The 13,201-nt window shown below is 72.2% G+C and carries 9 protein-coding genes; 7 read left to right on the top strand and 2 right to left on the bottom strand.

The annotated features are described in order from the left end of the window. A partial coding sequence (locus tag GTY56_RS01565) for a PucR family transcriptional regulator ligand-binding domain-containing protein (protein ID WP_161361726.1) occupies window positions 1-1,227 on the bottom strand: 1,227 nt, incomplete at its 3' end. Window positions 1,228-1,353: 126 nt separating this feature from the next. Here GTY56_RS01565 and GTY56_RS01560 point away from each other — a divergent pair. Next, window positions 1,354-2,310, top strand: a complete 957-nt coding sequence (locus tag GTY56_RS01560) for an LLM class F420-dependent oxidoreductase (RefSeq protein WP_161361723.1) — start codon at window positions 1,354-1,356, stop codon at window positions 2,308-2,310. Window positions 2,311-2,331: 21 nt separating this feature from the next. On the opposite strand, the gene GTY56_RS01555 is transcribed toward GTY56_RS01560, so the two are convergent. Beyond that, window positions 2,332-4,134: a glycoside hydrolase family 15 protein gene (locus tag GTY56_RS01555; RefSeq protein WP_161361733.1), complete on the bottom strand. Its 1,803-nt coding sequence runs from the start codon at window positions 4,132-4,134 to the stop codon at window positions 2,332-2,334. A 527-nt stretch (window positions 4,135-4,661) separates the two neighbouring features. Between GTY56_RS01555 and pyrG the strand changes: the two genes are divergently transcribed. From pyrG to GTY56_RS01525, 6 genes are all read left to right on the top strand, one after another. Next, window positions 4,662-6,320: a CTP synthase gene (gene pyrG, locus GTY56_RS01550; protein ID WP_161361730.1), complete on the top strand. Its 1,659-nt coding sequence runs from the start codon at window positions 4,662-4,664 to the stop codon at window positions 6,318-6,320. A gap of 94 nt (window positions 6,321-6,414) precedes the next feature. Next, window positions 6,415-7,041, top strand: coding sequence for an NUDIX domain-containing protein (locus GTY56_RS01545; protein ID WP_161361721.1), 627 nt, complete (start codon window positions 6,415-6,417; stop codon window positions 7,039-7,041). Window positions 7,042-7,315: 274 nt separating this feature from the next. Beyond that, window positions 7,316-9,355 carry a tetratricopeptide repeat protein gene (locus GTY56_RS01540; RefSeq protein ID WP_524540063.1) on the top strand — a complete coding sequence of 680 codons (2,040 nt, stop codon included), beginning with the start codon at window positions 7,316-7,318 and terminating at the stop codon, window positions 9,353-9,355. Between the two features lie 137 nt (window positions 9,356-9,492). Beyond that, on the top strand, window positions 9,493-10,617 hold the full coding sequence (ald, locus tag GTY56_RS01535) for an alanine dehydrogenase (protein WP_161361720.1): 1,125 nt from the start codon (window positions 9,493-9,495) through the stop codon (window positions 10,615-10,617). A 425-nt stretch (window positions 10,618-11,042) separates the two neighbouring features. After that, on the top strand, window positions 11,043-12,170 hold the full coding sequence (locus GTY56_RS01530; RefSeq protein ID WP_078625596.1) for a ParA family protein: 1,128 nt from the start codon (window positions 11,043-11,045) through the stop codon (window positions 12,168-12,170). Beyond that, window positions 12,155-12,754 carry a hypothetical protein gene (locus GTY56_RS01525; RefSeq protein ID WP_161361718.1) on the top strand — a complete coding sequence of 200 codons (600 nt, stop codon included), beginning with the start codon at window positions 12,155-12,157 and terminating at the stop codon, window positions 12,752-12,754. The genes GTY56_RS01530 and GTY56_RS01525 overlap by 16 nt, the downstream gene beginning before the upstream one ends. The last annotated feature ends 447 nt before the right edge of the window (window positions 12,755-13,201 follow it).

Here is a 13,201-nt window from a genome sequence, read left to right as displayed (position 1 = left end):
GGGCGGCTGCCCGCCCGGCCGCGGCAGCCCCGCCCGGCCCACACCGGCCCGCAGAGCCGCCGCCACCCGGTCCGCGACCGCCGCCCGCTCCGACTCCGCGCGCAGCCCGAGCAGCACCAGCACCCGGCTCTCCACCGGCCGCACCCCGAGCAGCACCGGCACGCCCACCGACGCCAGCTCCTCCGAGACCGCCCGGGCCAGCACGGCCCAGCCACCCCCGCTCTCGTCCGGGGGCAGGGCGTCCCCGAGCCGCATGACCACCGGCAGCAGCGGGCCGCTGCCCGGCCGGAAACCCAGCACGCGGGCCTGCGCCGGGGCGTCCTCGGCCGTGACGCGGCCCTCGGCGAGGTCGGTGAGGAAGTCGCCGCGCCCGCGCGCCGCCAGCTCCTCCTCCTGGCGGGCCTGCATCAGCACCACGGCCAGGATGCCCGCGGCCCGCTCGGCGGCCATCCGGTGCACCGGGGCCAGGGGAGTCCGCACGGGCAGCAGAATGAGCCGGGCCCGCACGCCCCCGCTGCCCGGCCCGCCGCCCGGCACGTCCACGAGCACCGATCCCGCGAGCGGCGGCTCGTCCTTGTGCTGGCCGCGCAGCCCCTCCCACACCTGGAGCGGGTCCGCGCCCTCGGGCCCGGACCCGGCCGCGTACAGCAACTGCCCGTCCGCCGTCTCCAGGAACACGGGGTTTGCGGCGAAGTCGCCGAGGATGCCGAGCACGTGGGGCACCCCGCCGCCGCCCAGCAGGGCCTGCGTGCACCGCCGGTGCACCTCCTCGGCCCGCTGGAGCAGGGCGTAGTGGCCGTTGACGATCTCGGTGTGGACCTCCTCCGTGACCGTGACGAAGGGCACCTCGCGGTGCAGCTGGACCAGCGGCAGCCCGGCGGAGCGTGCCGTGTCGACGAGGGCCGCGGGCAGCCGGGTGAAGCGCGGACCGAGCTCCACGACCAGGGCAGCGATGCCGCGCTCGGCCAGGGTGCGCACGAACGCCCGCTGCTCGGCGGGGCGGGTGCCGAGACCGTAGCCCGTGGTCAGCAGGAGTTCGCCGCCCTTGAGCAGGGAGGCGATGTGCGGCACCTCGCCGGCGTGCACCCAGCGCACGGTCCGCCCGAGCCGCTCGGCGCCCGCCAGCACCTCGGGCAGCCCGCTGCGCAGCCCCGGCAGCTCCAGCGCCCGCTGCACGGTGATCCCGGCGCCCTGGGTGTCGTAACCGCTGTCCGTACCGCTGTCCATGTGCCGGACGCTACCCGCGTGCGAGCCTTGCGGACATCTCCGGCGGGGCACCGAAACGATCACCGTCCGGATCCGGCGCCCGCCCTCCCCGGATTACGGGGTGATCGACCGGGTACGGGCGCCGTCATGGACATGAGCGTGGTGGCGGTGGGGCGGGAGGACGACGGTCCGGTCGAGGAGCCGTTGCGGGTCGCGGTGCTCGCCGACCGGCTCGGGTACGGAGAGGTCTGGGCCGGCGAGGGGCCCACGTGGGACTCGTTCGTCCTGGCGGCGGCGATCGGCGCGGCCACCGAGCGGGTCACGCTGACCGCCGGGCCCGTACCGGTGTCGGTGCGCGATCCGCTCACCATCGTCCGGGGCGCCGCCTCCACCGCGGCCGTCACCGGCCGGCCCGTCGGCGTGGCCCTGGGCACCTCCAGCAAGCGTGTCGTCGAGGGCGTGCACGGCCGGCCACGCACCCGGCCCGCGACGGCCCTCGCGGAGTCGGCGGCGGCCGTACGCGCGCTGATGGACAGCGTGCCGGGCGAGCCGATCGTGCCCGGCAGCGGCTTCCCCCGCCGCCTGCCGCCACCCGGAGGCACGGTCACCGTCGCCGCGTTCGGGGAACGGGCGGTCGCCGCCGCCGTGGCGCACTCCGACCGCATGCTGCTCGACCTCGTCTCGCCCGAGCAGGTCCGCATGCTGCGCGACCGGATGCTCGCGGCCGCCGAGAAGGCCGGCCGTACGCCGCCGCGGCTGGCCGCCTGGCTGCCCGCCGCCGTCGATCCGGGGCCGGAGACGATCACTCAGGTCCTGCGCAGCGTCGTCGGCTACCTGGCGGTGCCGGGCTACAGCGACATGTTCGTCGACGCGGGGTTCGCCGAGGTCGTCGAGCTGGCCGCCAAGGGCGCCGACGCCGGCACCCTGCTGCGGGCGCTGCCGCCCGAGGCCGCCGGCACGGTCGCCCTCGTCGGCGACGCCGACACCGTCCGCGCCCGCATCGCCGCCTACGCCGCAGCCGGACTCGACGAGATAGCGCTGGTCCCGGCCACGGCCGGTGATCCCGCGGGGGAGCGCACGCTCACGGCCCTCAGGCCGGAGTGAGACCCCCGCGGGCCGCCCGGCTCAGCCGCCGTACGCGCCCGAAGCCGTCAGACGCAGTGCCGTGTCGATGAGCGGCACGTGGCTGAAGGCCTGCGGGAAGTTGCCGACCTGGCGCTTCAGACGCGGGTCCCACTCCTCAGCCAGCAGACCGAGGTCGTTGCGCAGGGACAGCAGCTTCTCGAACAGCTTGCGGGCCTCGTCCACGCGGCCGATCATCGCCAGGTCGTCGGCCATCCAGAACGAGCAGGCCAGGAACGCGCCCTCGTCGCCGGGCAGACCGTCGACGTTCTCGTCGCCGCTGGTGGTCGGGTAGCGCAGGATGAAGCCGTCCGGCGTGGACAGCTCCCGCTGGATCGCCTCGATCGTGCCGATGACCCGCTTGTCGTCCGGCGGCAGGAAGCCCATCTGCGGGATCAGCAGCAGCGAGGCGTCCAGCTCCTTCGAGCCGTACGACTGTGTGAAGGTGTTGCGCTCCTTGTCGTAGCCCCGCTCGCACACGTCCCGGTGGATGTCGTCGCGCAGCTCCCGCCAGCGCTCCAGCGGGCCGTCCGCGTCACCGGACTCGATCAGCTTGATCGTGCGGTCGACCGCGACCCAGGCCATCACCTTGGAGTGCACGAAGTGGCGGCGCGGGCCACGCACCTCCCAGATGCCCTCGTCCGGCTCCTGCCAGTGGTCCTCCAGGTAGCGGATGAGCTTCAGCTGGAGCAGCGAGGCGTAGTCGTTGCGGGCGAGGCCGGTCATGTGGGCCAGGTGCAGGGCCTCGGTGACCTCGCCGTACACGTCCAGCTGGAGCTGGTGGGCCGCGCCGTTGCCGACCCGGACCGGGCTGGAGTTCTCGTAGCCCGGCAGCCAGTCCAGCTCCGCCTCACCGAGCTCGCGCTCACCGGCGATGCCGTACATGATCTGGAGGTTCTCCGGGTCGCCGGCGACCGCCCGCAGCAGCCACTCGCGCCAGGCGCGGGCCTCCTCGCGGTAGCCGGTGCGCAGCAGTGACGACAGCGTGATCGCCGCGTCGCGCAGCCAGGTGTAGCGGTAGTCCCAGTTGCGGACGCCTCCGATGTCCTCCGGCAGGGAGGTGGTGGGCGCGGCGACGATGCCGCCGGTCGGGGCGTACGTCAGGGCCTTCAGCGTGATCAGGGAGCGCACCACGGCCTCGCGGTAGGGGCCGTGGTACGTACAGTGGTCGACCCACTCGCGCCAGAAGTCCTCCGTCGCCTCCAGCGACTGCTCCGGCTCGGGCAGCGGCGGCGGCTCCTTGTGCGAGGGCTGCCAGGAGATCGTGAACGCGATCCGGTCACCCGGCGCGACAGTGAAGTCCGCGTACGTCGTCAGCGACTTGCCGTAGGTCTCCGCGGAGGTGTCGAACCACACGGAGTCGGGGCCCGCGACGGCCACCGTGCGCCCCTCGTGCTTGTGCACCCACGGCACCACCCGCCCGTAGGAGAACCGCATCCGCAGCGCCGAGCGCATCGGCACGCGGCCCGAGACGCCCTCCACGATCCGGATCAGCTGCGGGGCGCCGTCACGCGGCGGCATGAAGTCGGTCACCCGGACCGTGCCCCGCTGGGTGTCCCACTCGGACTCCAGGATCAGCGAGTCGCCCCGGTAGCTGCGCCGCGCCGCGGTGGGGGGCTGCTGGTCGGAGGCGTACGCGGGGCCGAGCCGCCAGAAGCCGTGCTCCTCGGTGCCCAGCAGGCCGGCGAAGATGGCGTGCGAGTCGAAGCGGGGCAGGCACAGCCAGTCGACTGTGCCGTCCCGGCAGACCAGGGCAGCGGTCTGCATGTCTCCGATGAGTGCGTAGTCTTCGATGCGCCCGGCCACGTGCAACTCCAGTCGAACGGCCACGTCACCCCACGAGGGGGCTGTCGCTAGTGCGGTCAAGGGGGGTTTCAGCAAGTCTTGCAATGCGTCGTTGAGCGATGAAGCAAAACAGGTCACTCAGCCGTGATGCAAAGCGCCAATTGTTGCTCAACGAACTGCCGAGCTCACGTTGTTCCGGTACTTACGGGCGGGGGGTGGTGCCGTTGGGCCGGACGGGGTCGGCAGCGAGTGTCCGAGCAGGATACGACGCACGCGGATGATCCGGGTGCCCGTCCGGACAAGGCGAGTACGCCGAACGAGTGAGCAGCGGGTGAGGAAGCGGTGAGTGCGGCCACCTCCGTGTCGGGATGTGTGCGGAGCGTGGCCGGAAGCCATCGCCCCGCAGCGCTGATACGCTGGTAGCCCGTGGACCGGTGGGCCCCTTCCCGACAGGGAACCCCCGAACCGCAGCGACGGCACCCCGGAGATCTCCGGCGGGCAGCCGTACCGCACCCCCAGACCGCGACCACGGGAGCCCCGTCTTGGCCATGCCGCCCGCCGCTTTTCGTAATTCGACGACCAAGCACATCTTCGTCACCGGGGGTGTCGCCTCCTCGCTGGGCAAGGGCCTGACGGCCTCCAGCCTCGGCATGCTGCTCAAGGCCCGCGGTCTGCGCGTCGTGATGCAGAAGCTCGACCCGTACCTGAACGTGGACCCGGGCACGATGAACCCCTTCCAGCACGGTGAGGTGTTCGTCACCAACGACGGCGCCGAGACCGACCTGGACATCGGCCACTACGAGCGCTTCCTCGACCGCGACCTCGACGGCTCCGCCAACGTCACCACCGGCCAGGTGTACAACACCGTGATCGCCAAGGAGCGGCGCGGCGAGTACCTGGGCGACACGGTGCAGGTCATCCCGCACATCACCAACGAGATCAAGCACCGCATCCGCCGCATGGCGACGGATGAGGTCGACGTCGTGATCACCGAGGTCGGCGGCACGGTCGGCGACATCGAGTCGCTGCCGTTCCTGGAGACCGTCCGCCAGGTCCGTCACGAGGTCGGCCGTGACAACGTCTTCGTCGTCCACATCTCGCTCCTGCCGTACATCGGCCCCTCGGGTGAGCTGAAGACGAAGCCCACCCAGCACTCGGTTGCGGCCCTGCGCAACATCGGTATCCAGCCGGACGCGATCGTGCTGCGCTGCGACCGCGAGGTGCCCACCGCGATCAAGCGGAAGATCTCGCTGATGTGCGACGTCGACGAGGCCGCCGTCGTGGCCTGCCCCGACGCCCGCTCGATCTACGACATCCCGAAGACCGTGCACGGCGAGGGCCTGGACGCCTACGTCGTCCGCAAGCTCGACCTGCCGTTCCGCGACGTCGACTGGACGACCTGGGACGACCTGCTCGACCGCGTCCACAACCCCGACCACGAGATCACCCTCGCCCTGGTCGGCAAGTACATCGACCTGCCCGACGCCTACCTGTCGGTCACCGAGGCACTGCGCGCCGGCGGCTTCGCCAACCGGGCCCGCGTCAAGATCAAGTGGGTCACCTCCGACGACTGCAAGACCCCCGCCGGCGCCGCGGCGCAGCTCGGCGACGTCGACGGCATCTGCATCCCCGGCGGCTTCGGCGACCGCGGTGTGCTCGGCAAGGTCGGCGCGATCAAGTACGCCCGCGAGAACAAGATCCCGCTGCTCGGCCTCTGCCTCGGCCTGCAGTGCATCGTGATCGAGGCCGCGCGCAACCTGGCCGACATCACCGACGCCAACTCCACCGAGTTCGACCCGGCCACCTCCCACCCGGTCATCTCCACCATGGCCGAGCAGCTCGACATCGTCGCCGGTGAGGGTGACATGGGCGGCACCATGCGGCTCGGCATGTACCCGGCCAAGCTCGCCGAGGGCTCCATCGTGCGCGAGGTGTACGACGGCAAGGAGTACGTCGAGGAGCGCCACCGGCACCGCTACGAGGTGAACAACGCCTACCGGGCCGAGCTGGAGAAGCAGACGGGCATCCTGTTCTCCGGCACCTCGCCGGACGGCAAGCTCGTCGAGTACGTCGAGTACCCGCGCGACGTCCACCCGTACCTGGTCGCCACGCAGGCCCACCCGGAGCTGCGCTCGCGTCCGACGCGCCCGCACCCGCTGTTCGCCGGGCTCGTCAAGGCCTCGGTCGAGCGGAAGACTTCGAAGTAACACACCAGTTGTACGGTGGCCGGGGTGCATCCCTTCAAAGGGTGTGCACCCCGGTTTCGTTTCGGCAGGTCGCGCGGCACGTGGAAGGACAGGCATGACGATCAAGGACGCCCCGGAGGAGTGGGAGATCCGGGCGACGCAGACCCCCTTCGTGGGCAACAAGACCTCCGTCCGCACCGACGACGTGGTCATGCCCGACGGCACCGTGGTCGGCCGTGACTACCAGGTCCACCCCGGCTCCGTGGCCGTCCTCGCCCTCGACGCGGACGACCGCGTGCTGGTGCTGCGCCAGTACCGTCACCCCGTGCGCCACAAGCTGTGGGAGATCCCGGCCGGACTGCTCGACGTCCCCGGCGAGAACCCGCTGCACGCCGCGCAGCGCGAGCTGTACGAGGAGGCGCACGTCAAGGCCGAGGACTGGCGGGTGCTGACCGACGTCTACACCACGCCCGGCGGCTGCGACGAGGCCGTGCGGATCTTCCTGGCGCGTGACCTGTCCGAGGCCGAGGGCGAGCGGTTCGCGGTCGAGGAGGAAGAGGCCGACATGCTGCTCGACCGGGTGCCGGTCGAGGACCTGGTGCGGGGCGTGCTGGCCGGCGAGCTCCACAACAACTGCCTCGTCGTGGGCGTGCTGTCCCTGGTCGCCGCGCGGTCCGGCGACGGGCTGGACGCCCTGCGCCCGGCCCTGGCTCCCTGGCCTGCCCGTCCGTTCGAGGCGTAGCGCTCCGCTGGGGGGCGCCGTGTGGGTGGGTGCCGCTGCTGAGGTCGTCGGTCGGGTGCGGCGGCGTTGTGGCCGGTTGCGCAGTTCCCCGCGCCCCTTTCAGGGGCGACTCCGATGGTGCCGGTCCTACCATCTGCTGATCCGATCGAGGGAAGTGGCCGTCCCTCCCGCCGTGCTCGACCCGGAACGTTGCAGAGCGTGAACTAGGCTCTGGGGCACGCCCGAACCGGAGTCCCGGCGGGCTCGCGTGTGCGGTGGGACGGGAGTGTGGCCCGTGGCGGATCAGGTCGTGGAGACAGGCGACGTGCGGCCGGCCGGGCGCACTGCCGGGGAGATCGAGTTCCTGGGCCGCACACGGGAGTTGAAGGAGCTGCGCGCCGACATCGAGCGCGCCGGGCTGGACACCCTGGCCGGCCGCAAAGCCCCCCGCGCGCGCGTGCTGCTCATCGCCGGCCGGCCCGGTTCGGGCCGCACGGCACTCGCCGAGGAACTCGTCCGGCAGGTTGCGGACGGTTACCCCGACGGGGTGCTGCGGGCGAGCCTGACCGAGCCGGGCGGCACCCCGGTCCCCGTCGGACGTGCCGCCCGCGACCTCCTCACCGCCCTGGACGCGCCGGCGCCGGCCGGGGCCTGCGAGGACGACCTCACCGATGCCCTGCGCACCGCCCTGGCCGACCGCCGCGCCCTGCTCCTGCTGGACGACGCGGCCGACGCCGAGCAGGTCGACGCCCTGCTGCCCGACACCCCCGACTGCCTCGTCGTCGCGGTCTCCGAGGGGCCGCTGACCGGCATCTCCGACGTCCGCCCCTGCACCCTGGGCGGCCTGGACGCCAAGTCCGGGGTGGAACTGCTGACCCGGCACACCGGCTCGGTCCGCATCACCGTCGACCCCCGGGCCGCCGAGGGCCTCGCCGAAGAGTGCCAGGGGCAGCCCGCCGCGCTGATGCTGGCGGGAGGCTGGCTCGCGGCCCACCCCAAGGCCGCCGTCTCCGATCTCGCCAAGCAGCTGCGCGCCGAGGACACCGAGGGCACCGCCCTCACCCGGGTGTTCCGGCTCGCCCACGCCGCCCTGCCCGCCGGCGCCGCCCGGATGCTGCGCCTGCTCGCCCTCGCCCCGGCCGGGCTGGTCGACCCGCAGACCGCCTCCGCTCTCGTCGGCTGCTCGGTCGACAGCGCCCGCAGCACCCTCGACGACTTCGTCGCCCTGGGCTTCCTGCACGGGGTGGACTCCCCGCTGCCGCAGTACGTGGTGCCCGGCTGCCTGCACTCCCAGCTGCGGATCCTCGCCGAGCACCACGAACGTCCGGCCGAGCTCCAGCTGGCCCGGGCCCGCATGCTGGAGCGGACCGTACGGCTGCTCCAGGCCTGCCGGGCGATCACCGAGACCGACAGCCCCCAGGCGCGCCAGAAGCTCCTCGACATGCCGCGCGCCCTGCGCTTCCCCACCCCGCGGGCGGCCGCCGACTGGCTGCGCCTGACCCGGCCCGCGCTGCTGGCGTCCGTCCGGCTCGCGGTCGCCGACGGGGAGCTGGACACCCTGGCCCGACGGCTGATGTCCCAGCTGGTCCGGGCGATGGCGGCGCACATCGGCACCCGGGCCGCCGCTGCCGACCTGTACGACATCCACAGCCTCGTCCTCGGCATCGCCGAGCGCCGCAACCTGCCCCGCGAGCGTGCCGCGGCCCTGCTGAACCTCGGCGACCTCGACGCCCGCACCGGCCGTACGGCCGACGCCCTGACGCGCTACCGGGCCGCGCTGGACGCCGGACGCGAGGTGAACGACCCGTATGCGACCGGCCGCGCGATGGAATCCGTAGGCGGCGCGCACCTGGAACTCGGCGACTACGACCGGGCCGCCGACTGGTTCGGCCGCGCGCTGGTCGAGCGGCTCGCCCGGGGCGAGCGCGCCGAGGCCGCCCGGCTCTACGGGCGCATCGCCGCCGCCCACACCTTCGCGGGCCGCTACGGCGAGGCCCTGCGGAACTGGCGCGCGGCGGTCGCCGGGCACCGCAAGAACGGCGATGTGGCCGCCCAGGCCCGCGCCTTGAGCGAGCTGGCCCGGGTGCAGGAGTACGCGGGCCGGCCCGAGGAGTCGCTGCGCACCTGCCGGGAGGCGGTGGAGTGGGCGCGGCGCGCCGAGGACCCGCGACTGCAGGCCGCCCTGCACCTGCGGGTCGCCGACACCCTGGAGCACCTGGGTGATCCCGCGTCGGCCGGGCTGCACCGGGGCGCCGCCGAGCGGATTCTCAGCGACTCAAACCTTCAAAATGAGCCGGACGCCTGCGAAATCCGTACCGCATCAGCTGAAGATTGATGCAATGAAAGGCTAGACAGCGAGAACACCTTCATTAGACTGGCTCTGCCGCACGTTCTCCTGCGGTCTCTCCCGGTGTGCCCGTGTGTGACCGGGTATGTCTGAGAAATACCCCCATACCCTCTGAGCCAAGGACCGTGATCGACGTGAAGGTCGGCATCCCCCGCGAGGTCAAGAACAACGAGTTCCGGGTGGCCATCACCCCCGCCGGCGTGCACGAGCTGGTGCGCCACGGCCACCAGGTCGTCATCGAGCGCGACGCCGGCATCGGCTCCTCGATCACCAACGAGGAGTACGTCGCCGCCGGCGGGCAGATCCTGGACACCGCCGACGAGGTGTGGGCCACCGCCGACCTGCTGCTGAAGGTCAAGGAGCCCATCGCCGAGGAGTACCACCGCCTTCGCAAGGACCAGACGCTCTTCACGTACCTGCACCTGGCCGCCTCCAAGGAGTGCACGGACGCCCTGCTCGAGTCCGGCACCACCGCGATCGCCTACGAGACCGTCGAGCTGCCCAGCCGCGCGCTGCCGCTGCTCGCCCCGATGTCCGAGGTCGCGGGCCGGCTCGCCCCGCAGGTCGGCGCCTACCACCTGATGCGTGCCAACGGCGGCCGCGGTGTGCTGCCCGGAGGCGTCCCCGGCGTGCTGGCCGGCCGCGCCGTCGTGATCGGCGGCGGTGTCTCCGGCTGGAACGCCGCGCAGATCGCCATCGGCATGGGCTTCCACGTGACCCTGCTCGACAAGGACATCAACAAGCTCCGCGAGGCCGACAAGATCTTCGGCACGAAGATCCAGACCGTCGTCTCGAACGCCTTCGAACTGGAGAAGGCCTGCCTGGAGGCCGACCTCGTCATCGGCGCGGTCCTGATTCCCGGCGCCAAGGCCCCGAAGCTGGTCACCAACGAGCTCGTCTCGCGCATGAAGCCCGGAAGTGTCCTTGTCGACATCGCGATCGACCAGGGCGGCTGCTTCGAGGACTCCCGTCCGACCACCCACGCCGAGCCGGCCTTCCAGGTCCACAATTCGGTCTTCTACTGCGTCGCCAACATGCCCGGCGCCGTGCCCAACACCTCCACCTACGCGCTGACCAACGCGACGCTGCCGTACATCGTCGAACTGGCCAACCACGGCTGGGCGGACGCGCTGCGCCGCGACCCGGCGCTGGCCAAGGGCCTCAACACCCACGACGGCAAGGTCGTTTACCGCGAGGTCGCCGAGGCGCACGACGTGGAGCACGTGGAGCTGTCCTCGCTGCTCGGCTGAGCCGCCCGCCACCTCTCGGCAGCCGGTAAGTCGGCTAAGTAACCAACCGGCAAAGGCGATACGTCAACACGGGTCGTCAACGCCGCGCACCCGGCCGGACCTTGCCCGACAAGGTCCGGCCGGATGTGTGTATGGTCACTTCGCGATTCTCGGGCAACTCGCCTCGAACGTAACCCTTCAACCGATTCGCACACCGGTGAAACCTGCCGTGCGACGGCCGTACGCCCTTGACAGCGGGATGTTTCATTGCCGACACATCGGGCCGGGTCCGGCGGATTGTGTTGCTGCGGACGCCCGACACGCCATAGAGTCGCCAGCTGTCGGCATGGTGCCACGCTGACCTGTCTAGAAGTTTCCTGGTCACCAAGGAGGTAAGACGACTTGTGAATGAGTCGACATTTACTCCCGGGGGTGGCCAACCAGGAATGCCTGCACGGGACCAGGAGCCCGCGGGGTTCGCGGCTGTCGGCTCCGTCGCTGTGCGCACCTTCGCAGCCCACCAGAGTCAGCAGGCGACTCACACTGCACACCAGAAGATGGATGGCCATCACGTGAACGCCATGGCCGGCGACGGAAGTGGCGCGCCCCACAACCACTTCGCCGACTACGACGAACTGCCCGAGGGGCACTTCTACGACCCCGACGCGGAGTACGAGCCCGACCCCGAGTACGCGGCCACTCTCGCGCCCGACGCGGCCAGACAGCGCCGGGAGCGTGTGGGCCCGACCGGGCGGCCGCTGCCGTACTTCCCGATCCCGGGACCGCTGCCCGAACACGGCCCCGCGAAGATCATCGCGATGTGCAACCAGAAGGGCGGCGTCGGCAAGACCACGTCGACCATCAATCTGGGTGCCGCGCTCGCGGAGTACGGACGCCGGGTCCTGCTCGTGGACTTCGACCCGCAGGGCGCGCTGTCGGTCGGACTCGGCGTCAACCCGATGGAACTCGACCTCACCGTCTACAACCTGCTCATGGAGCGGGGGATGGCGGCCGACGAGGTGCTGCTGAAGACGGCGGTCCCGAACATGGACCTGCTGCCCAGCAACATCGACCTGTCGGCGGCCGAGGTCCAGCTGGTCTCCGAGGTCGCCCGCGAGTCGACGCTGCAACGCGCCCTGAAGCCGCTGCTGCCCGACTACGACTTCATCGTCATCGACTGCCAGCCCTCGCTCGGCCTGCTCACGGTGAACGCCCTGACGGCCGCGCACAAGGTGATAGTGCCTCTGGAGTGCGAGTTCTTCGCGCTGCGCGGCGTGGCCCTGCTGACGGAGACCATCGAGAAGGTCCAGGAGCGGCTCAACCCCGAGCTGGAGCTCGACGGCATCCTCGCCACGATGTACGACTCGCGCACGGTGCACAGCCGTGAGGTGCTCGCGCGTGTGGTCGAGGCGTTCGACGACCACGTCTACCACACGGTCATCGGGCGCACGGTCCGCTTCCCGGAGACCACGGTCGCCGGTGAGCCGATCACCACGTACGCCTCCAACTCCGTCGGTGCCGCCGCCTATCGCCAGCTCGCCAGGGAGGTGCTCGCCCGGTGTCACGCCGAGTGAGTCTGCCGGGGGCCGACGAACTCTTCCGTACGACAGGGGGGATGGCGCTTCAGTCGTCCCAGCCCCGGCGTCAGGCCAACGGCGATGCCCGGGTGCCCGCTCCGGCGGGGGAGGGCGACGCGGCGGCGGCAGCGGCCGCGGAGGACGCGCCGCAGTCGGTGCCCGCGCAGGGCGGTGACGGCGAGGGCGCCGAGCATGTCGCGGCGGACGCGGAGCCGGCCGAGGCCGGGGAGGCGCACAGCCGTTCCGCGACCGCCGAGCGCTCCGGCTCCGCCCGTCGGCAGACGGCGCAGGAAGGTTCTGCCACCGGTGCCGCGGGTGCGGCGGGTTCCGCGCCCCGCAAGCGCGGGCGGAACGCCTCGCGCCGTCCCAGCGGCCGTGAGCGGCACGACGAGAAGATCACGGTCTATGTGTCGGCCGAGGAGCTCATGGACCTGGAGCACGCCCGTCTCGTGCTCCGCGGCGAGCACGGCCTGGCCGTCGACCGCGGGCGCATCGTCCGCGAGGCGGTCGCGGTGGTCCTCGCCGACCTGGAGACCCGCGGAGACGCCAGCATCCTCGTACGACGGCTGCGCGGGCGGTAGCGGTAGCCTGCGGGGGCCATGACCTCGAACGCTTCCCCACCCCCTCCCGGCGGCCCGGCCGGCCGCCGGCGTGCGCTGGGGAGGGGGCCGGGGGCTCGGCGGACGGCCCCGCCGACTGAGCCGGGAGAAGTCGAGCCGCTCAGCCCACCGGAGGAGACCGCCCCCGCGGCGGCGCCGGTCGAGCGGGCCGAGTCGCCCGGGCCCTCGGCGGATGGCCCCGGGCCCTCGGCGGATGGCGACGGGACGGCTCCGCCGGTCGAGCCGCGTGCGGAGACGGTCCCGTACGGATCGCGGCCCGAGACCGCCGCAACCATGGATGCAGGGCCGGCCGCCGCGATGGCCGAGCCGAGCGTCTGGCCCCACAGCGCCGGGTCTGCGGCTTCGCCGGCCGGTTCCGTACAGGCCACGGCGCCCGGGCCGGTGGACACGGCAGGGCCGGTTGCGCGG

The organism is Streptomyces sp. SID5643, assembly GCF_009872555.1.
GTDB lineage: Bacteria > Actinomycetota > Actinomycetes > Streptomycetales > Streptomycetaceae > Streptomyces > Streptomyces iakyrus.
Note: the sequence above shows the minus strand (reverse complement) of the source record. Positions and strands in the feature narration are given on the sequence as shown.

Bases quoted from the DNA above. Each gene is read 5' to 3' on its own strand.
- pyrG (WP_161361730.1), top strand. From the start codon at position 4,662: ATGCCGCCCGCCGCTTTTCGTAATTCGACGACCAAGCACATCTTCGTC.
- GTY56_RS01560 (WP_161361723.1), top strand. From the start codon at position 1,354: ATGGACATGAGCGTGGTGGCGGTGGGGCGGGAGGACGACGGTCCGGTC.
- GTY56_RS01530 (WP_078625596.1), top strand. From the start codon at position 11,043: ATGCCTGCACGGGACCAGGAGCCCGCGGGGTTCGCGGCTGTCGGCTCC.
- GTY56_RS01545 (WP_161361721.1), top strand. From the start codon at position 6,415: ATGACGATCAAGGACGCCCCGGAGGAGTGGGAGATCCGGGCGACGCAG.